At 62.6% G+C, this 19,718-nt stretch carries 18 protein-coding genes and 1 tRNA gene; 8 read left to right on the forward strand and 11 right to left on the reverse strand.

From position 1 onward, the window contains the following. The first annotated feature begins 11 nt into the window (after positions 1 to 11). The 3 genes from ACFSDX_RS10830 to ACFSDX_RS10840 all read left to right on the forward strand — a co-directional run bounded on the left by ACFSDX_RS10830 (position 12) and on the right by ACFSDX_RS10840 (position 1,633). Positions 12 to 494, forward strand: a complete 483-nt coding sequence (locus tag ACFSDX_RS10830) for an HAD domain-containing protein (protein WP_382313405.1) — start codon at positions 12 to 14, stop codon at positions 492 to 494. Continuing rightward, positions 491 to 919: an EamA family transporter gene (locus tag ACFSDX_RS10835; RefSeq protein WP_382313406.1), complete on the forward strand. Its 429-nt coding sequence runs from the start codon at positions 491 to 493 to the stop codon at positions 917 to 919. Before ACFSDX_RS10830 ends, ACFSDX_RS10835 begins: the two co-directional genes overlap by 4 nt. Before the next feature lie 63 nt (positions 920 to 982). Then, positions 983 to 1,633 (forward strand): HAD family hydrolase, encoded by a 651-nt coding sequence (locus ACFSDX_RS10840; protein WP_382313407.1) that lies wholly within the window; start codon positions 983 to 985, stop codon positions 1,631 to 1,633. A gap of 70 nt (positions 1,634 to 1,703) precedes the next feature. Here ACFSDX_RS10840 and ACFSDX_RS10845 read toward each other — a convergent pair whose 3' ends face one another. The 3 genes from ACFSDX_RS10845 to pdxH all read right to left on the reverse strand — a co-directional run bounded on the left by ACFSDX_RS10845 (position 1,704) and on the right by pdxH (position 4,531). Then, positions 1,704 to 2,270 (reverse strand): Maf family nucleotide pyrophosphatase, encoded by a 567-nt coding sequence (locus tag ACFSDX_RS10845; RefSeq protein ID WP_382313408.1) that lies wholly within the window; start codon positions 2,268 to 2,270, stop codon positions 1,704 to 1,706. 131 nt (positions 2,271 to 2,401) lie between these two features. Continuing rightward, positions 2,402 to 3,745 (reverse strand): DUF1015 domain-containing protein, encoded by a 1,344-nt coding sequence (locus ACFSDX_RS10850; RefSeq protein ID WP_382313409.1) that lies wholly within the window; start codon positions 3,743 to 3,745, stop codon positions 2,402 to 2,404. A gap of 132 nt (positions 3,746 to 3,877) precedes the next feature. Further along, positions 3,878 to 4,531 (reverse strand): pyridoxamine 5'-phosphate oxidase, encoded by a 654-nt coding sequence (gene pdxH / locus ACFSDX_RS10855; RefSeq protein ID WP_382313410.1) that lies wholly within the window; start codon positions 4,529 to 4,531, stop codon positions 3,878 to 3,880. A gap of 137 nt (positions 4,532 to 4,668) precedes the next feature. Between pdxH and ACFSDX_RS10860 the strand changes: the two genes are divergently transcribed. The 5 genes from ACFSDX_RS10860 (at position 4,669) to ACFSDX_RS10880 (ending at position 9,463) form a co-directional block, all read left to right on the forward strand. Next, positions 4,669 to 5,226: a YqgE/AlgH family protein gene (locus ACFSDX_RS10860; protein WP_382313411.1), complete on the forward strand. Its 558-nt coding sequence runs from the start codon at positions 4,669 to 4,671 to the stop codon at positions 5,224 to 5,226. A 90-nt stretch (positions 5,227 to 5,316) separates the two neighbouring features. Continuing rightward, the gene (locus ACFSDX_RS10865; protein ID WP_382313412.1) at positions 5,317 to 7,725 is read left to right on the forward strand and encodes a DUF349 domain-containing protein; all 2,409 of its coding nucleotides are present in this window, start codon (positions 5,317 to 5,319) and stop codon (positions 7,723 to 7,725) included. Positions 7,726 to 7,832: 107 nt separating this feature from the next. Beyond that, positions 7,833 to 7,905 (forward strand) — tRNA-Thr (locus ACFSDX_RS10870). Between the two features lie 256 nt (positions 7,906 to 8,161). Next, complete coding sequence (locus ACFSDX_RS10875) at positions 8,162 to 8,353, forward strand: hypothetical protein (protein WP_382313413.1); 192 nt, start codon at positions 8,162 to 8,164, stop codon at positions 8,351 to 8,353. A gap of 24 nt (positions 8,354 to 8,377) precedes the next feature. Then, positions 8,378 to 9,463, forward strand: a complete 1,086-nt coding sequence (locus ACFSDX_RS10880; RefSeq protein ID WP_382313414.1) for a hypothetical protein — start codon at positions 8,378 to 8,380, stop codon at positions 9,461 to 9,463. Between the two features lie 90 nt (positions 9,464 to 9,553). Here the strand turns inward: ACFSDX_RS10880 and ACFSDX_RS10885 are convergent, their stop codons facing one another. The 8 genes from ACFSDX_RS10885 to ACFSDX_RS10920 all read right to left on the reverse strand — a co-directional run bounded on the left by ACFSDX_RS10885 (position 9,554) and on the right by ACFSDX_RS10920 (position 19,393). Continuing rightward, on the reverse strand, positions 9,554 to 11,320 hold the full coding sequence (locus ACFSDX_RS10885) for a HAMP domain-containing sensor histidine kinase (protein WP_382313416.1): 1,767 nt from the start codon (positions 11,318 to 11,320) through the stop codon (positions 9,554 to 9,556). Positions 11,321 to 11,418: 98 nt separating this feature from the next. Continuing rightward, a complete protein-coding gene (locus ACFSDX_RS10890; protein ID WP_382313417.1) occupies positions 11,419 to 12,588 on the reverse strand; it encodes a sensor protein KdpD in 1,170 nt (389 codons plus the stop codon). 184 nt (positions 12,589 to 12,772) lie between these two features. Further along, positions 12,773 to 13,906, reverse strand: a complete 1,134-nt coding sequence (locus ACFSDX_RS10895; RefSeq protein ID WP_382313418.1) for a porin — start codon at positions 13,904 to 13,906, stop codon at positions 12,773 to 12,775. An 87-nt stretch (positions 13,907 to 13,993) separates the two neighbouring features. Further along, positions 13,994 to 14,551, reverse strand: a complete 558-nt coding sequence (gene kdpC, locus ACFSDX_RS10900; protein ID WP_382313419.1) for a potassium-transporting ATPase subunit KdpC — start codon at positions 14,549 to 14,551, stop codon at positions 13,994 to 13,996. A 121-nt stretch (positions 14,552 to 14,672) separates the two neighbouring features. Next, positions 14,673 to 16,721 carry a potassium-transporting ATPase subunit KdpB gene (kdpB, locus tag ACFSDX_RS10905; protein WP_382313421.1) on the reverse strand — a complete coding sequence of 683 codons (2,049 nt, stop codon included), beginning with the start codon at positions 16,719 to 16,721 and terminating at the stop codon, positions 14,673 to 14,675. A gap of 189 nt (positions 16,722 to 16,910) precedes the next feature. Next, on the reverse strand, positions 16,911 to 18,611 hold the full coding sequence (gene kdpA, locus ACFSDX_RS10910) for a potassium-transporting ATPase subunit KdpA (protein ID WP_382313422.1): 1,701 nt from the start codon (positions 18,609 to 18,611) through the stop codon (positions 16,911 to 16,913). A gap of 4 nt (positions 18,612 to 18,615) precedes the next feature. Continuing rightward, positions 18,616 to 18,696, reverse strand: coding sequence for a K(+)-transporting ATPase subunit F (kdpF, locus tag ACFSDX_RS10915; protein ID WP_382313795.1), 81 nt, complete (start codon positions 18,694 to 18,696; stop codon positions 18,616 to 18,618). Positions 18,697 to 19,033: 337 nt separating this feature from the next. Then, the gene (locus ACFSDX_RS10920; protein ID WP_382313423.1) at positions 19,034 to 19,393 is read right to left on the reverse strand and encodes a DUF7674 family protein; all 360 of its coding nucleotides are present in this window, start codon (positions 19,391 to 19,393) and stop codon (positions 19,034 to 19,036) included. Between the last annotated feature and the right edge of the window lie 325 nt (positions 19,394 to 19,718).

The following is a 19,718-nucleotide window of genomic DNA, read 5'->3' on the forward strand; positions in this document are numbered from 1 at the left end:
CTACCTAACGCATGGTCATTCTACTCGATTTAGATGGAGTTTTAATTACCACGCCAGCCTGGCGAGCGGTGGAAACCGAGCCCGATGGTTTCTTTAGGTTCAATGAGCGGGCCACTGCGAACCTAGCTACCATCCTCGCCGAAACCAACGCCGCCGTGGTCCTAACGACTTCGCACCGCATCAACTACTCGCTGGCGCAATGGGCAACGTTTCTTCGCACGCGGGGCCTCTTGCCCTCGGCCATTATGAAGGTGAATGACCGCTCTACCCTACCCCCGACTGGCTCTCGCGCCAGCGAGATTGCAGCGTGGGTGGCCCAAGCCGACGCCCCGGCCAACTACGTGGTTCTTGACGACGACCTTTCGCTCCACGGCTTACCAAACGCAATTAAAAGCCGATGCGTTATTACCAAACCCTTGCTGGGCCTGGATGCCGACGCCATGCGGCAGGCATTGCATATCTTGCGTGGCTACACGACCCAACCTGGTTTATGAATTGGCTTCCCCTGGCCCTGGTCACGGCGCTGTGCCTGGCGGGCTACAATTTCTTTATCAAGCTGGCGGCCGAGCACCTGCCACCCGCCGTGGGCGCGGTAGTGCTGCAACTAGTGGCCGCCGGGCTGGGCGCGGCGTGGCTCGTGCGCCTCAAGCTGCAAGAGCAGCCGATGGCCATTTCGGGCAAGGGGCTGGGGCTGGCGGCGCTGGCCGGGCTGAGCGTGGGGCTGGCCGAAATCCTAACGTTTGTGGTGTTTAAGCGCGGGGTGCCGGCCTCGGTGGGCACGCCGGTTATCGTGGGCGGCTCGGTACTGCTGGCGGCGCTACTGGGGCTGGTGGTCTTACGCGAGGCCCTGACCCTGGGGCAGGCCGGCGGCCTGCTGCTGATAGTGGCCGGCATCGCGCTGCTGGCGCGCGGCCACTAGGCGCCTAGGTGGGCGGGCGCGGGTTTTCGCAACCGAGACGCGCCGGGGGCGGTTTAGCCGGGGATGAAAGCATTTATTTTCGACCTCAACGGCACGATGGTCCACGACATGGACTACCACACCCAGGCCTGGCAGCACATTTTCAACCACGAGCTAGGCGGCAATTTTAGCTGGGACGAGGTGAAGCCCCAGATGTACGGCAAAAACCAGGAGGTGCTCGAACGCATGTTTGGCCCCGACCACTTCACGGCCGAAGAAGTACAGCGCCTCTCGCTAGCCAAGGAAACCCGCTACCAGGACGAGTTTCGGCCGCACCTGCGGCTACTGCCGGGGCTGGCCGAGTTTCTGGCCGTCGCCCGCGCGCGCGGCATCGCGCTGGCCATCGGCTCGGCGGCCATCCCGTTCAACATCGACTTCGTGGTCGATGGGCTGAACCTACGCTCGTATTTCCCCACCATCGTGAGCGCCGACGACGTGACCCTGAGCAAGCCCCACCCCGAAACCTTCCTTAAAGCGGCCGCGCTGCTCGGCGTGGCCCCGGCCGACTGCCTCGTCTTCGAAGACGTGCCCAAGGGCGTGGAAGCCGCCGCCCGCGCCGGCATGGACGCCGTGGTACTCACCACCACGCACCCCGAAAGCGACTTCGCCGGGTTAATTAACGTGCGGCACTTCGCGCCCGATTTCACGGATGCGTTTTTTCAGGGGCTGCTGTAGCGCGAACTCTGTGAGTCCGCGCAGTGAGTGGTCAACTGGTGATAATATACGCAGACTCGCAGCGTCCGCGCTACAAAAACGCTTGCAGCGCCGCCCACACGCGGTGCGTGGGCAGGCCCATGACGTTGAAGTATGAGCCTTCGAGCCGGTCGATGCCGACCAAGCCCAGCCAGTCCTGGGCGCCGTAGGCGCCGGCTTTGTCGAGCGGGTGGTAATTGGCCACGTAGAAGGCAATTTCTGCCTCGCTCATGGCCCGGAAGTACACGGTCGTTTCGTCGGCAAATACCACTGGCTCGCGGCCGTCGCCGGGCAGCACGCACACGCCGGTGTACACTTGGTGGGCGCGGCCTTGCAGGCGGGTGAGCATCTGGCGGGCCTCGGCTGCATCGGCGGGCTTGTTGAGCACATCGTCATCGAGGCACACGATGGTGTCGGCAGTGAGCAGCACCTCATCGGCCCCTAGGTCGGCGCGGTAGGCGGCAGCCTTGCGACGAGCCAGGTACTCGGCTATTTCGGCCCGGCGCAAGTCGGCCGGAAAGCTTTCGTCAACCTCGCGCAGCCGGATTTCATAGGCCAACCCGAGGTCGGTGAGCAGCTGGCGGCGGCGCGGCGAACCGGAGGCAAGAATCAGTTTCATGAGTAGTGCTTAGATGCTGTTTGAGCTAGCAAATATGGTTGTCCTTGCGAGCGCAGCGAAGCAAAGACAGGTAGCTTTTAGGTCGTTTCAAGTGGTTAGTATTCACCGCCTGGCTACTCGCTAAGGGGAACCTAGGGCTGCTCGGCCAAAAAATACCGCTCGAATACCGACGCATTGGCCCCGTCTTCTAAGCTAGTAAAGAGCAGGCCCGCTAGGGTTTTAGGGTAGAAAAAGGTAGACTTGGCCGGCATCACGGCGCCCGAGTGGCACACGGCTTCGACCTGGGCCATCGTCACTTCGTTGGTGAGGAAGGCGGCGCGGGCCTCGCCGCGGTCTACCTGCTGCAGGCACTCGGCTAGGCCGCGCACGTAGGCCACGCCCGGCCAGGTGCGCTGCGCGTCGGGGCCCACGATGCCGAGCACTTTTTCGAGCACGAAAAAGTGCAGTACCGTCAAGTCGAGGTCTTTGACTTCGGGCGTCGTAGCCCAACTTAGCTCGGCGTGCACCTCGGGGCGCAGGCGCAATTTGTAGGCCGCCCCATTGCCTAGGTAGAGCCCGAAGGCCCAGCGCCGGCCGGCAATAAGCTCGGGCAAATCCTGGGCCTCGGCCTGGGGCTGCACCACGAAGTAAGTGGCCAGCCGGGCCAGCAGCGCTTCGTCGCTGAGGTTGCCGGGCAGCTCGCGCAGCACCCGGTGGGTGGGCAGGATGCGCAGGTCGTCGCTGGCGGCGTTGGTGAGGTACATGAGGTGGTAGTTCCAGGGCTCGCGGCCGGTGTAGCCGCCGGGGCCGGCGGCCAGCTCGCGCGCCTGCCGATAGGCCAGCGAGCCCTCGTAGCGGTGGTGCCCATCGGCCAGGATGATTTGCTGCCCGGCCAGCGCCTGCTGAAAGCGCCGGATGGAGCCGGCGTCCTGAATAACGGCCAGCACGTCGCGGGCGCCCTGGTAGTCTTCCTCGGTCTGGCAGAGCGGGTCCAGGATGGCCTCGTCCATAAGCTGCTCCAACTCAAACGCCTCGTCGCGGTACAGGCCGTGGGTGGCGCTGGTTTGGAAGCGCAGGGCCGCCAGCAGCTCGGCGCGGTCATTGACAGCGGCGGGCAGCGTGTTTTCGTGGCGCAAGACCACACCCTCGCTCCAGTCGTAGGCCCGGATGTGGGCCATGAAACCCTTGCGGCACAGCTCGCGCTCGGTGCCGGGCAGCCGGAAGTACTGGTAGTACACGTAGATACCCGGCAGACCATCCTGCCGCAGCACGCCCGCGGCCTGCCACGCGGCTAGCCGTCGGGCAGCGGCCTCGTGAGGCGGCACGTCGCCCTCGGCCCGCGGCACCGAGAGGTGAATGGAATTAAGCGGGTTTTGGTAGAGCGCCTCGCGCTGGCGCACGCTCACCACGTCGAACAGCGGCGACACGACCTCGTCTATCTCGGCGCTCAGGGCCGGGCTATAGCGCCAGCCGCGCACGGGTTGAATTTCAGCCACGTTTCATTTAACAAGTAACATTTATCATTTAACAGCCTCCCAAATAGCACTCAACAGTAATGGCCGACCTACGGCAACGATAACGTGCCTGTTCAGCCTGTTAAATGATAATTGCTACTTGTTAAATGAAAATCACGGTGCCAGGCGGCTGATTTTCCAGCTCTCGCCGGCGCGCTCGTACACCAGGCGGTCGTGCAGGCGGCTGGGGCGGCCCTGCCAAAACTCGATGCGCGTGGGGCGCAGCACGTAGCCGCCCCAGTGCGGCGGGCGCGGCAGGGGCGTTTGGTCGGCGAAGCGGTCGGCTACTTCGTGCTCGCGCTGCTCCAGTTCCTCCCGGCTCTCGATAACCTGGCTCTGGGGCGAGGCCCAGGCGCCCACCTGGCTGCTGCGCGGCCGGCTCTTGAAGTAAGCGGTCGAAACCTCCTCCGAAGCTTTTTCGACCCGGCCTTCCACCCGCACTTGGCGCTCGAGGCCGGGCCAGAAGAAGTTGAGCGCCGCCAGCGGCTGGGCCGCCAGCTCGTGGCCTTTCTGCGAGTCGTAATTGGAGTAAAACAGAAAGCCGGCATCGTCGGGCAGGCCTTTGAGCAGCACCACGCGCTGGCTGGGCTGGCCGGTGGCGGCATCCACGGTGGCCAGGGTGAGGGCGGCGGGCTCGGGCAGCTGGGCGGCCACGGCCTCGTCGAGCCACTGCCGAAACTGCCGCACGGCGTCGGGCTGCACGTCGGCTTCGAGCAGCGTGCGCTGGGTGTAGGTTTGGCGCAGGTCGGCTAATTCGGCATCGGTCATGGGCAAGGAGCGGGCGCCGCAGAAAGCAGATGCCGCGGCCGCCGGGCAAAGGTAGCGGCCCGCGGCGGGCTAAAAATTTGCCCCTAGGGCACTATCTGGCCCGACCCTGCGTAGTGCCTACTCCGTAATGCCGTCTTATGAAGCCCGGAACCCTCCTCATTTCGCAGCCCTTCCTGGGCGACCCCAACTTTGAGCGCAGCGTGGTGGTGCTCTGCCGCCACCACCCCGACGAGGGCGCGTTTGGCCTGGTACTCACCCGCCTCACCGAAGCTACCCTCGGGCAGGTGCTCACGCTGCCCCTCGGCGCGGCGGGCCCCGCGGCGGCCCTGCCCCTCTACATCGGCGGGCCGGTGCAGCCCGATACGCTGCATTTTTTGCACCAGCGGGCCGACCTGCCCGGCGCCCAGCCCCTAGGCCAGGACGTGTACTGGTCAGGCGATTTCGACGTGCTTATCGGTCTGATAAACAGTGGGGATATCGAACCCAGTAGTATACGCTTATTTATAGGCTATTCGGGCTGGTCGGCGGGCCAGCTGGAGGAGGAGATTGAGCGGGGTTCTTGGATTCGGCAGCCCGCTAGTGCCGGGAAAGTATTTACTTTGGAGTCTGATGCGTTCTGGCGGGGCATCTTGCGCGAAAAAGGCGGCCGCTTCCGGGCGCTGTCCAATTATCCGCTCGACCCTCGGCTCAACTAGTTTTTCTCGATTTCTGACCTGCGTCCGGTTTCCGCCCCCTGTTTTTCACTTTCCTGACCTAGGGCTGGGAGCCGGCTTTTGTTTTTGTATATGCTACCCGAAGAAACCCCTACCCCCGCTGCGTCGACGCCCCCCGAGGGCACGCCGGCCGACCGCATGAGCATCCTGGAAGCCCGCCTGGCCGAAATTCGGTCCAAGCAGGACGACGCCCCGGCCGATGCTGCCACGCCCGAGCCCGCGGCTAGCCCCGCCGCCCCCGCCCTCAGCGATACGCCCGCCGAAGCGGCCGTGCCCCCCGGCGGCGGCGCCACTCAAACCGAAGCCGACCCGCTGCTCTCCGAGCCCGGCCTGAGCGAAGCCACCGGTGTGCCCGTCCCGGCTCCGGTCAATGCCCCTACCCCCACCGACGCGCTGCAAACGGCCGATGCCCCCGCGGCAGCCGAAGCCCCCGCGCCCACCGAGGAGGTAGCGGCCGAGCTACCCGCTCCCCAGCAGGACGAAGCGGAGGCCCTCACCAGCGAGGAGCCCGTCGCCACCGAGTCTACGCCAGAGCCGACGCCCGCGCCCGCCGACGAGGCGGCCCCCGTGCAAACGCTGGCCCGCGCCGAGGACATCGACAACATGCCCGACGTAGTAGCCACGCTGCCCACCTCCGCTACCGATTCGGCGGCCGAGGCGCACCAGGCCGAGCTAGCCCACCTAGGGGCCGAAACCGAGCACCCCGAGCACTCGGAAGAAGCGACCAGCGAAGAGGCTGACGACTACGTGCCCGAAACGCCGGCCCCCGACTTTGCCGAGCTCGACCTCGACAGCCAGGCTACCTACCTGGTGGGCCTGTTGCAGCGCCCCGATGCGCGCCGCAACCGCCAGCAGATTTTCGACCTCAACCGCCAGTACGAAACCAACGTGGCTGCCGCCCGCGCCGCCTCACGCCAGAAGCTGGCCGAGGACGCCAACGCGCCCCAGGAGTTCAGCTTCCAGCCCCCCGCCAGCCAGGCCGAGCTCAACAAAGCTTTGCAAGACTTCCGCGAGGGCCGCGCCCGCGACGCCAAAACCGAGGACCAGAACCGCGGGCAGAACCTGGCCCGCAAGCAGGAACTCCTAGGTCAGCTGCGCCAGCTGGTCGAAAGCGCCGAAACCAAGGACAGCTCGCAGAAGCTCAAGCAGCTGCAAGCCGACTGGAAGGCCACCGGCCCCGTGCCCCAGACCGACAGCCAGGAAACCTGGAACACCTACCACGGCCTGCTCGACCGCTACTACGCCAACCAGGGCCGTTTCTACGAGCTCAAGGAGCTGGACCGCCGCCGCAACCAGGAGGCCAAAGAAGTCCTTATTGCCCGCGCCGAAGCCCTGCAAGGCGCGCCCGGCATCAACAAAGCCTTGGACGAGCTCAAGAAGCTGCACGACGAGTGGAAGCACATTGGTCCAGTACCGGGTGAGCAGCGCGAGCCGCTGTGGCAGCGTTTCCTGGCCGCGTCCGAAGCCATTCACCTGCGCCGCAAGGAGTTTGTGGACGTGCGCTCGGCCCAGGAAAAGGACAACCTGACCATCAAGCAGGCCCTGCTGGCCCGCGTGCTGCCCTTCGCCGACTTCGCCACCGAGCGCGTGAACGAGTGGCGCTCGCGCACCGACGAGCTTCAGGAAATCAAGAAGGAATGGGAAGCCGCCGGCCCCGTGCCCCGCGCCCAGGCCGACCAGCTCAACAAGCAGTACTGGAACGCTTACAAAGCCTTTTTCAACCACAAGAACGACTTCTTCAAGAGCCTCGACTCGGAGAAGAATACCAACCTGCAAGCCAAGTACGCCCTCATCGAGCAGGCCGAAGCAGCCCAGCAGAGCGCCGATTTTGAGGAGGCCCGCGGCATCATCATCCGGGTGCAGAAGGAGTGGAAGGACATTGGCCGGGTGCCCGAAAAGCAAGCCGACAAAATCTGGAAGCGCTTCCGGGCCGCCTGCGACAGCGTATTTGAGCGCCCTAAGCAGGAAACCCGCCAGCGCGAAGAGCGCCAAACGGCCGCCAGCACTGAGCAAGTAGCCCGCCTCGACAAAGTAGGCCAGCAGGTAGCCGCCCTCTCGCCCGCCGAGCCCGGCACCCTGGAAGGCTTCCGCGCCCTGGCCGCCGATTGGCAGACCCTGGACGGCGAAGGCGCCGGCACGTCGGACCGCGGCGAGGAGCAGTTCCTCACCCTCATGGGCAAGTACCTCGACCAGACGGCCGGCATCACCCCCGCCGACCGCGACGACCTGCTCTTCCAACTGGAGATTGCCCGCCTCAAGGCCCGCCCCCAGGGGCAGCAGGCCTTCACCCGCAAGGAAACCGGCCTGCGCCGCGAAATCCAGGAACTCGAGAACGACGTGGCCACGCTGCAAACCAACCTCGACTTCTTTGGCCGCTCCAAGAACGCCGACCAGCTGCGTACCGAGTACCAAGGCCGCATGGACGAAAGCCGCCTGCGCATCGACAAACTCAAAAAGCAACTGAAGCAACTGCGCAGCTAGTCGCTCAGTCTCAGTTACTAAAAAAGCGAGCACTCCTGGGCGCTCGCTTTTTTGTTGCTTTTTGTTTGGCTTAAAGCGTTTGCGCCTTACTTTTGCACCACGATTAAGCCTCCATAGCTCAGTTGGTAGAGCTTCTGACTTGTAATCAGAGGGTCGTTGGTTCGAGTCCGACTGGGGGCTCAATGTAGGCAAAGGCCGTTGTAAATCATAGATTTGCAACGGCCTTTTTGTTAGTGTGCCTAAAAGCTTCTTTTAGCCCCCTACTACCCCACTATGCCCTACTTCTCGCTACCTAATAAGTCGACCCTACGGGGGCTGTCGCTCATAGCGCGCGGCCGGGCCAGCCGCGATAGTGCTTATCTACCCACCGAACCTGTCACGGTTCGCCCGGCAACTGGGCTCTGGTGGAAGCACTCATTTTGCCTTAACTAACGTCATGACTGAAACCCGCATCTATGTCGGCGAAACCGGCACCACCGCTTTCGACGGCTTCAAGGGCCTGCGCATTGGCCAGCGCTATACAGGCGTGGGGCAGGAGGATGGTTGGGTACTGGTGGCGGTCGTGGGCGCACCGTTGGGTGCGGGCGTCACGGTGAGCAGTGGGGGAAGTGGTTTGGGAAGTAAGTAAAGTCGGTTAAATAAATAATGCAGTATGGGTGAACTAATAAAGAAACTGCTTTTAACTAATTCAATAGCGCAACGATTGTGGGCTTGGCGTAGCGAAGGGTTGAGGCAGAGCCATCTCTGTTATAATCCACATTGCCCAAACTCAGCTCAAGCTATTAAATCTCATATTTTGCAAAAGAATGGGATATTAAATTATGTTAGTGAAGATATAGGTAATGGTAAAGAGATAATAGAACTCAGGTATAATGATTATTTTAAACAAGATAAAACAAGGAAAATTTATGATTTTGTTAAAGCGGGTGTCACGAAAAGTAACGAAGTAGCATTTTGGGGATTTTGCCCCGAGTGCGACCGAAATCTATTTTCTTCTTTAGAAGTAGGGCCGCGTGATTTTACTAATAGGCGCAATCAAACTTTGCTTACATATAGAGCACTAATGCGCGATATATGTAAGCAAGAGTATAATATAGCATTCTATACTAAAGTCCGTACTAGTGCTAATGTTACTAGAGAAGCAAGAATGTATTGCCGAGATGCTCAATTGCCGCAGGCTGTGCAATTGCGTTCTAATTATGAACTTAGATATCGATTAGAATCCTTTTTGTTCGGTGGTGCAACTGATTATGTTTTTAACTATCTTGTCTTCTGCCTTCCATTAGTAAAACTTGCTCATTCCGCTATAATTGGTGGGCCACATCATACTGTTCTAAATGGAGCGGAGGCAAACGAACTATTAGCTTGGAAACCTGATTACATTTCTATTGGTGATGCATCTCAATATAGGTTTACTGGGCCTCTAGGTACTTTTAATCTAATACCTACCGCTAATGAACTCATAGTTGTAATTGGTTATGACGAAAATATGCAAGAAATATGCGGTGTTCCTATTAAATCCATAAATTCGATTGATAACAAAAGCAAATTTAAATTAATAAGTGATATTCTAATTACTAGAGGTAAATCATGGTGTATGGCCCCTTCTTTGTATGAGAATCTAAAAAGCGCAGGACACGATGATTTAATCTTGGACTCTATAACTTATTTTGGTCCTGATAGAATGAAGCATTTGACTCCTGCCATAAATATGTTTGATGGACAAGGGCTGTTTTAATTAGGTTGCAACAAAAAGCCCCGGCCGGTCAGGTCGGGGCTTTTTTGTGGAAGCATGAATAACTAGCCAACGGTGCACCTCCTAGCACCCCTAGGCCACCGGCAATGTAAAATAAAAAGTGCTGCCCGACCCTAGGTCGCTCTCGACCCAGAGGCGGCCGCCCTGGGTAGTGATGAACTCGCGGGCGATGCTCAGGCCCAGGCCCGAGCCGCCTTTGTAGCCAGCCTTGTCGGGAATCTGGGCGAAGCGCTGGAAGATGCGCTCGTGGTGCTCGGGGGCGATGCCCGGGCCCTGGTCCTGCACGCCTAGGCGCACGAACTTGCCCTGGCGCTCGGCCCGGATGGTGATAGTTTCGCCGGGTGGCGAGTAGCGGATGGCGTTGGCCAGTAGGTTGATGAGTACCCAGGTGGTTTTCTCGATGTCGGCCCGCACGGGGGGCAGGTCGGCGGGTAGGTCGCGGTGCAGCTCCAGGATTTTGCTTTCGAGCTGCACCTGCACGGTGTCGGCGGCGAAGCGGGCCACCTCGGCCAGGGCCGTGGGCGCGAAATCGAGCTGAATGCCGGCCCCGGCCTCCAGGCGCGACACGTCGAGCAGTTCGGCCACGATGCGCTGCATGCGCTGGGTTTCGCGGGTGAGGCCGCTGGCCACCTGCTGGCGCTCCTCCTGGTCGATGCGCTCGTCCTGCAACAGCTTTAAGCTCAAGCTAATGCTGTTGAGCGGCGTTTTCAGCTCGTGGCTCACGGTGGCCAGGAAGTTGGACTTCACCTGGTCGAGTTTCTTGAAGTCCGACACGTTGCGCAGGGTCAGAATCTGGCCCACGAACTCGGTTTTTTGACGGGCCTCGTTGAAGGAAACCAGGTCCTGCACGTCGAGGCGGTAGTACACTTCCTCGCCCTGCCGGGTGATGGTGAGCAGCGGGGCGTCGGCCACGGCCGCTTCGGGGTGGCTGCCTTCGAGGGGGCGCAGCATGGTGCGCAGCAGGTCATTGGCGCGGGCGGCGTCGGCGGCGGGCTGGCCCAGCAGCGCGGCGGTGGGCACGCTCAGCAGTTCGCTCATGGTGGGGTTGACCAGGATGATGCGGCGCTCCTCGTCGAGCACCAGCAAGCCCTCATCGAGGCTGTTCACGATGCTTTGCACGCGATTGCGCTCGGTCACGAGGCCAGCCAGCGTGGAGCTGCGGTACTCCTGCAACTGCACCAGCATGCGGTTGAAGGCGCGCGCCACGCGCCCGTATTCGTCCTGGCTTTCGACCGGGATGGTGGCCGTAAAATCCTGGTCGGTGGCGTGCTCCAGGGCGTTGGTGAGCTTGCGCAGCGGCCCCACGGCGGCCTCGGGCACGCTCAGCACAAACATCAGGGCCACCAGCAAGCTCAGGCTCGCGAAGACCAGCAGGTAGCGCCCGGCCTGGGTGGCGCGCTCATTGGTGCGCGCGTTTTTCTGCACCAGCGCCTGAGTGTTGATGGTCATCATGCGCTGGGTCTGGTCGCGCAGCTGGTAGATGACGGCCCGCTGGGTTTCGGCCGGGGCGCGCTCGGCGCGGCGGGTTTGGTAGGCGGCCAGGGTCTGGGTCAGCTCGTCCACCACGCGCTGCTCACCGGGCTCGGTGATGTTACCGGCCTCGCGGGTGAGGCTGCGCCGGAAGCCGGCCAGCCCGCCCGAGTCGGCCGGGGCCTGCTCGATACGGTCGAGGTCTCGCAGCATCCGCTGGCCCAACTCGACCGAGTAAAAGTTGGCTTGTAGAGTGTTGCGCGAGGCGGCTTCGAGCCGGTGTACCGAATAATAGGCGTAGCCACCCAGGGCCAGCAGCAGGGCCAGCAGGGCCACGTAGCCGAGCGTAATCTTGGTTTTCAGGTTCATGGGTAACGAGCTAAATAGCGGAGCAAAAGGCACCTAGGCGGTAGTGGACAGCTGCTGTAAGAAGTAGAGACGCAGCAGTTAGAGTCTGGCGACAGCCCTCAGTAATTGACCAGAAACACGTCGAGGTCCTGGGCATCGCCGGCCACGGCGGCCAGCAAATCCTGCGTCACGCCGCCGCGGTGGAGCCGCTGCCATGCGCCCTTGGGGCTGGTGAGGCCGCAGACCAGCAGGGTCGCATGCTTGTCGAGGGCCACCTGCTGAATGGCCCGCACCACGTCGTCGTTTTTTACGCGCAAAATCTGGCCCCCAAGCTCGGTAGCCAGCTGCAAGTTATTGATGAGGTGGCGCTGGGTGGCCAGCCCGATGCGGTCGCCACTCTCGCGGCTGGTTTGCACGTAGAGCACGTACCAGGCGGCGGCCCCGAGCTGGTCGGCCAGGCGCGAGGTCTTCCGAATTATCTCCTTGGCGGCCCGCTCGTTGGCATTGATGCAGGCCAGCAGCCGGTCGTCGTTGCGGCGCTGGGCAGGCACGGCCTCCGAGCCGCCGGCGCTGGTCTCGACCTGCCGGCCCAGCAGCTGGGCCACCTCGCGCACGGCCAGCCGGCGCAGCTGCAAGAGGTTTTCGGCCTGGAAGAAATTGGCCAGCGCGGTGGGCACCTTGGCCGGGTCATAGATTTTGCCTTCTTCGAGCCGGGCGCGCAGCTCGCCCACGGTCAGGTCCACGTTGATGACCTCGTCGGCGGCCTTGAGCAGGCGGTCGGGCACGCGCTCGGTCACATCCTGGCCCGTTATTTTGAGCACCTGGTCGTGCAGGCTTTCCAGGTGCTGCACGTTCACGGCCGTTATCACCGAGATGCCGCGGCTCACCAGCTCCTCCACGTCCTGCCAGCGCTTTTCGTGGCGCGAGCCAGGTACGTTGCTGTGGGCCAGCTCGTCCACTATCACCACCTGCGGCCGGCGCTGCTCGATGGCGTCGAGGTCCATCTCCTCCACGGCGTGGCCCTTGTAAAACACCTGCTTGCGCGCCAGCAGCGGCAGGCCCCCGAGCTGGGCCACTGTGCCGGCCCGGCCGTGGCTTTCCACGTAGCCCAGCAGCACGTCCAGGCCGTGCTGCTGCAACTCGCGGGCCTCTTGCAGCATGCGGTAGGTTTTGCCCACGCCGGCGGCCAGCCCTAGGTAGATTTTGAGCGTGCCGCGCCGCTTGCCCTGCACCAGGCGCAGAAAGCGCTCGGCCGACGCGTCGCGCTGGGAGTCGTCAGAAGGAGGCATGGGGTGAAGCAATGTAGTATATTGGCCTTTCTGGCGTGTAACCTCACCCCCTAGCCCCCTCTCCTTGGGGAGAGGGGGAACTAGTTTTTAACTCTAGTTCTAGGCATTATTTTTTTAGAACTAGGGCTAGTCCCCCCTCTCCCCAAGGAGAGGGGGCTAGGGGGTGAGGTTGACGCTCGACAGGTTAAAACGACAGCGCTACGCTAGTCGTCAGGTTGCCGTAGTTGCGGCTGTTGCCGGTATCGTGCTGAAAAATAGCCTGCTGCGCCCGCAGGTAGCGGCCTTCTACCCGGAAGGCCACGTTGGGCGTCGGCAGGTAGTCCAGGTTGAGCGAGGTGCCGCCGGCCAGAAAGCGGGCGTCGAGGGCGGCGGGCATAATGCTGCTGATAATCACGCCCCGGTCGGCGTTGTAGTACTCGCCGCGCAGGGTGGTCGAGAACTTGTCGGCCAGCTTGTACTTGACAAAGGCCGACCCCGTGTGCCAGGTATCGTAGCCGCGGCGGCCTTCGCTCTGCTGCTTGCCCACGTCGAAAACCAGGGCCAGGTTGAGGCGCTCGGTGGCGGCGTAGGTCACGTAAAAATCGTGGAAGTAGCGGCGGCGCTTGAGCGAGTCCTGCGGCTGCTCGTTGCCGTAAAACGTGCTGCTATTGATAAGCAACTTGTCGCTGGGCTTCCACTGAATCTGGGTACCTAGGGCCTTGCCCTGGTTGGTTTCGCGGATATTTTGCCAGCCGTTGAGCACCAACGCGGTCAGCGTGAGCTTGGGGCTAACCTCGTAGGTGAAGCGGGCGCCGGCCTGGTAGTAGGGCGAGTTTTCGGCCATGAGCGAGCGCGTCAGCGTCCAGTTATCCTTCGAGATGGCCGACTCGAACCCGATGTGCGAGCCAAAAATCCCGAGGTCGAGCCAGGCCTTCTCAAACGGCCGGAAGCCTGCGTAGGCCTCGTAGATGTGCTTGAGCACCTGGTCCTCGGCAGCGTAGTTGGCGCTCACGTAGGTGCCGGCGTGGATGCCGAGCGCCCCGCGCACCTTGCCGTCGTCGTAGCGCATGCCCAGGATGGCGTTGTTGACCGTGAACTCGTTTTGGCGGTTGTGCGAGTAGAGGAAGCCCGGCCGCACGTTGGTATTGGCGTGGTTGAAATCGAAGCCGTAGTAGGCATCCACGAAGCCGTAGGTGGTGAGCGGGCCGGCCGGGGGCGCGGGCACGGTGGGCGCCGCCGGGGCCGGCACGGCCAGGTTGGGGTCGTTGGTGGGGGCAGTTTGGGCCAGCGCGGCGCTTGTGCAAAGGGTGGCCAGCGCGGGCAGTAAAAACTTTTTCATGAATCGGGGCAAGGCGCCGGGCTTTGCCAAAAAGGGAGGGAAAGTGCCCGCCCCGCGGCGGGAGCAAGCAAAATAGTATGCTCGGGCTTACTTAGCCAGCGCGTCCAGGGCCAGGTTGAGCTGGAGCACGTTCACGGTGCTGGGGCCCAGCAGGTGGGCGGCGGTATGCTGCTGCACCAGGGTACGCACGCGGGCCGCGTCGAGGTGGCGGGCCGCCGCCACGCGGGGCACCTGCACCAGCGCGCCCTGGGGCGAAAGGTCGGGGTCGAGGCCCGAGCCGCTGGCAGTGATGAGCTCGGCCGGTACGTCGGCGGCCCGCACGCCGGGGTTTTTTACCAGAAAGGTGTCGAGGCGGGCTTGCACGTCCTTGAGGTAATCAGGGTTGCTAGGTCCTTTGTTGGAGCCGGCCGAGCCGTCGGCGTGATAGTCCACGGCCGAGGGCCGCGAGCTGAAGTAGCGGGCCTCGGTAAACTTCTGGCCCACGTTGGCGAAGCCCACCAGGCGGCCATTGCGGACGATTTGTTCGCCCTGGCCGTGGCCGGGAGCCAGCTGGGCGGCGGCCCACACAAGGGCTGGATACACCACGCAACACAGCACCAGCAGGGCTAGGGTCAGGCGGGCGGCGGGCAAGAATTGAGATTTCATGAGGTTGGGTTGGTTTTTTTGACTGTCATGCAGAGCGCAGCGAAGCATCTCGCGTGGTGCAGTAATTATTACGCTAGCAACAGAGCGAGATGCTTCGCTGCGCTCTGCATGACGGACGGTTTTACACAAACATGCCCACTACCATATCGAGCAGCTTAATACCGATGAAGGGCACGATAACGCCGCCTAGGCCGTAGATGAGCAGGTTGCGGCGCAGCAGGGCCGAGGCCCCGATGGGCGTGTAGGCCACGCCCTTGAGGGCGAGCGGCACCAGGGCCGGAATGATGAGCGCGTTGAAAATAACGGCGCTCAGGATGGCCGACTGCGGCGAGTGCAGGCCCATGATGTTGAGCGCCCGCAGGCCCGGAATGGCTACCATAAACAGCGCGGGCACGATGGCGAAGTACTTGGCCACGTCGTTGGCAATCGAAAAGGTGGTGAGCGTGCCGCGGGTCATGAGCAGCTGCTTGCCGATTTCGACCACCTCGATGAGCTTGGTGGGGTCGTTGTCGAGGTCCACCATGTTGCCGGCTTCCTTGGCGGCCTGGGTGCCCGAGTTCATGGCCACCCCCACGTCGGCCTGGGCCAGGGCGGGCGCGTCGTTGGTGCCGTCGCCCATCATGGCCACCAGCTTGCCGCTCTGCTGCTCGCGGCGGATGTACTGCATCTTGTCCTCGGGCTTGGCCTCGGCGATGAAGTCATCAACGCCCGCTTTCTCGGCGATAAACTTGGCGGTGAGCGGGTTGTCGCCGGTCACCATCACGGTTTTGATGCCCATTTTGCGCAGCCGCTCGAAGCGCTCCTGAATGCCGGGCTTAATGATGTCCTGCAACTCGACCACGCCTAGGATGCGGTCGTTCTCGCTCACCACCAGCGGCGTGCCGCCGTTGTTGGCCACCAGGGCCACGCGCTCGGTGGTTTCGGGCGGGAAGATTTGGCCGGCGGCGTTGGCCTGGGTGCGGATGGCGTCGGAAGCGCCCTTGCGGATGCGCAGCCCGCCGGCCAGGGTCACGCCGCTGCTGCGGGTTTCGGCCGTGAACTTGATGGGCTCGCTGCCTAGGGCGCGCTCGCGCAGGTGGTCTTCGTCGAGGCGGCGGTTTTGGCGGGCTAGCTCCACGATGCTCTTGCCCTCGGGCGTTTCGTCGTGAAAGGAGCTCAGCGTGGCGGCTTCAATCAGCTCGCCCTCGCTCACGCCGGGCGCGGCCCAGAAGTGGGTCGCCTTGCGGTTGCCGATGGTGATGGTGCCCGTTTTGTCGAGCAGCAGCACGTCGATGTCGCCGGCCGTTTCCACGGCTTTACCGCTCTTGGTAATCACGTTGGCGCGCAGTGCCCGGTCCATGCCCGCAATGCCGATGGCCGAGAGCAGCCCGCCGATGGTGGTCGGTATCAGGCACACAAACAGGGCGATAAACGAGGCCACCGCAATGGGCGTATTAGCGTAGCGGGCGAAGGGCTGCAAGGTCACGCACACGATGATGAACACCAGCGTGAAGCCGGCCAGCAGAATCGTGAGGGCAATCTCATTCGGCGTTTTCTGCCGCGAGGCGCCTTCCACCAGCGCAATCATCTTGTCGAGGAACGACTCGCCGGGGGCGGCCGTCACCTCCACCACGATGCGGTCGGAGAGCACCTTGGTGCCGCCCGTCACGGAGGATTTGTCGCCGCCCGACTCGCGGATAACCGGGGCCGACTCGCCGGTGATGGCCGACTCGTCGATGGTGGCCAGGCCCTCGATAATCTCGCCGTCGGTGGGGATAATCTCGCCGGCCTCCACCACGAACACCTGGCCTTTCTGGAGCTGCGCCGAGCTCACGCTCGTGAAGCTGCCGTCGGGCTGGCGCACCTTGGCGGGCGTGTCCTGGCGGGTTTTGCGCAGCGAGTCGGCCTGGGCCTTGCCCCGCGCCTCGGCGATGGCCTCGGCAAAGTTGGCAAATAGGAGCGTGAGCAGCAGCACGAGAAAGACCGTGAAGTTGTAGCCGAAGCTGCCCTGTGCGGCGTCGGGCCGCACCAGCAGCCCTAGGGTGACCACGAGCATGACCACCGTGCCCAGCTCCACGGTGAACATCACCGGGTTGCGGAACATGATGCGCGGGTCGAGCTTAACGAACGCCTGCTTGGTGGCCTCGGCCATCAGCGCGGGCTGAAATAAGGATTGCGATTGGGTTGCCATTTTAAAGAGAGCCGGGCAGGCGTGACGCCTCACCCCTAGCCCCTCTCCGAAAAGGAGAGGGGAACTAGCTTCTAGCTCTAGAAACCAGCCAGGGGAGGCGATAAAAACGTGAGACTAAAAACTGGAATTAGAGCTAGTCTCCCCTCTCCTTTTCGGAGAGGGGGCTAGGGGGTGAGGCGCCACGTTAGACTAATACAGGGTAAAATGCTCGGCCAGCGGCCCCAGGGCCAACGCCGGGAAGAAGGCCAGCGCGGCAATGATGACGATGACCGCCAGCACCATGACGCCGAAGGTAGCCGTGTCGGCGGGCAGCGTACCGGCGCCCTCGGGCACCACCTTTTTGCGGGCCAGCAGGCCGGCTATGGCCACCGGCCCGATGATGGGCAGGTAGCGCGAGAGCAGCAGCACCACGCCGGTCGAAATGTTCCACCAGGGCGTGTTGTCGCCCAGGCCCTCGAAGCCCGAGCCGTTGTTGGCCGACGAGGAGGTGAACTCGTAGAGTATTTCCGAGAAGCCGTGGTAACCGGGGTTGGCCAGCCAGCCGGCGTACTCGGTGGGGTTGCCGGCGTAGAGGTGGGTGGTGAGGGCCGTGCCGGCCAGAATGAGCAGCGGGTGCAGCAGGGTCACAAGCACGGCGATTTTCATTTCGCGGGCCTCGATTTTCTTACCCAGAAACTCGGGCGTGCGGCCCACCATCAGGCCGGCGATGAACACGGCGATGATGAGGTAGGCGAAGAAGTTGAGCAAGCCCACCCCGCAGCCGCCGTAGAAGGCGTTGGTCATCATGCCCAGCAGCTCCACCATGCCGGTCAGGGGCATGTGCGAGTCGTGCATGGAGTTGACCGAGCCGCAGCTGATGACCGTGTTGGCGATGCCCCAGAAGGCCGAGGCGGCAGCGCCTAGGCGCACTTCCTTGCCCTCCATCGCCCCCAGGGCCTGGTCAACGCCCATTTTGGTGATGGCCGGGTTGCCGTGCAGTTCATAGTACACGGCCGGGGCCAGCAGGGCCAGGAAGCCCACCGTCATCACCCCGAATATCATCCAGGCCAGCCGGGGCCGCTTGAGGTAATAGCCGAGGGCGAAAATCAGGGCGAAGGGAATGAGCATCATGCTCACATTCTCGGCCACGTTGGTGAGGTAGGTGGGGTTTTCGAGCGGGTGGGCCGAGTTGGCGCCGTAGTAGCCGCCGCCGTTGGTACCCAGCTCCTTGATGGCCACCAGCGAAGCCACCGGGCCGCGGCTCACGAAGGTGCTGTCGCCCTGCACCGTCACCACGGCCTGCTTGCCCTGCCAGTTCATGGGCGTGCCCTGGAAGGCCAGCACCAGCGCCACCACCAGCGCAATCGGCAGCAGCAGCCGCGTGATGCTCTTGACGAAGTAGTTGTAAAAATTGCCCAGCTTCTCGGTGGTACGGGTTTGCAAGCCGTTGAACACCACCACAGCAGCCGCAATGCCAGTGGCGGCCGTAATGAAGTGGAAGAAGCTAAACACCACCGTCTGCGAGAGGTAGGTGGCGCCCGACTCGCCCGAGTAGTGCTGCAAGTTGCAGTTGACGAGGAAGGAAATGGCGGTATTAAACGCCAAATCGGGGCTCATCGAGGGGTTGCCGTCGGGGTTGAGCGGCAGGCTGCCCTGGGTGCAGAGGATGAGCATGGCAAACAGGAACCACACCACGTTGAGAGCCAGCAGCGCCAGCAGGTGCTGCTGCCAGCTCATTTCGCGGGTGGGGTCGATGCCGGCCGCCCGGAAGATGCCCCGCTCCACCGGGGCCATAAAATCGAGGGCATTGCGCTCGCCCTGAAACACGCGGGCTAGCAGCCGCCCCAGGGGCAGGGCCAGCACCAGCGTCAGCAGGAAAATGGCGGCAATGCCAAGTAACGAAGAGGTCATGGGATTAAAACTTTTCGGGCTTCAGCAGCACGTACACCAGGTAGCCAAACACGGCGACCGATAAGAAAAAGAGGGCGAGCATCATGGCGCAACGGCGGGGGTTAGATGTTGTCGAAAAAATGTATCGACTTGTAAAAGAGCCAGAAGCCGGCCAGGCCGGAGGCCGTTAGCAGCGGAATCATTAGGGCAGCAGACATAAGCAGCAAGCGCGTGAGGTGAAAGAGAAGAGCGTAAGAGGAGCGCCGGGCAGCGCCGTACCAGCTCCTCTGCCAATGCCGGACCCAACTGGCCGGCCCCGCCCCTACCCTTTTATAGTTTATTGATTTCTAATTACTTAAAAAGTAAAAAACGACTTTAGCGGGCGGGCCGCTCTAGAGGGCACCGCTCCATTTTGGTAGGGGCACCCTACCAAAAGGACGCGCCTAGGCGGGGCGGTGGGCCGCCACGTACTGGTAGCGGGCGTAGCTGAGGTACAGGGCCACGGGCATCAACTGGCGGGCCAGGCGCTCGCCGCAGGGCTGCACATCGAGGTGCAGGCAGGGGAAGTAGGCATCCTGGAAAGCGGCAACCAGCTCGTCATCAGCCTGCTGAAGCAAGCGGTCGGCCACCGTGAAACAGTGCTCGAGCAAGCCGAGCTGCTCGCCCCGTAGGGCGCCGCGGGTGAAGGCGGCGAAGCGAGCCAGCTGGGCGGCCAGGCTGGCCATGGTGGCCGGGGCGTGCAGCTCGCGCCCCAGGCCGGGGAAAACAATCGTCAACTCGTCAGCAATTTGCAGCGGTAACATGGGCTAGGTGTACTAAGAAAAAAAAGGAAGGAATGCCGGGACTTCCCGGCTGTGCCCCGCGGCCGGCGCAACCGCGCCAGGCCGGGGGCTAATAGCCGCACAGGCCGAGTGGCCAGCGCTTATTCAGCTCGGGCCACTGGCGGCAAGCGCCGGGCCAGCCGGCCGCTTGCGGCTATTTATCCTTGATTTTCAGATTCTTATTTTTTCATTAGCACCTAGGCCGCCGGCCCCACCCCTACCAAAATGGAGTGGCGATTTTCATTTCGGCAGGGTAGCACCTGCACCGTAGCGCGGACTTTCAGTCCGCGAGTAGGTTCGATTGCTC

Origin of the sequence: Hymenobacter bucti, assembly GCF_042681145.1 — a bacterium.
In the GTDB taxonomy this organism is placed as follows: domain Bacteria; phylum Bacteroidota; class Bacteroidia; order Cytophagales; family Hymenobacteraceae; genus Hymenobacter; species Hymenobacter bucti.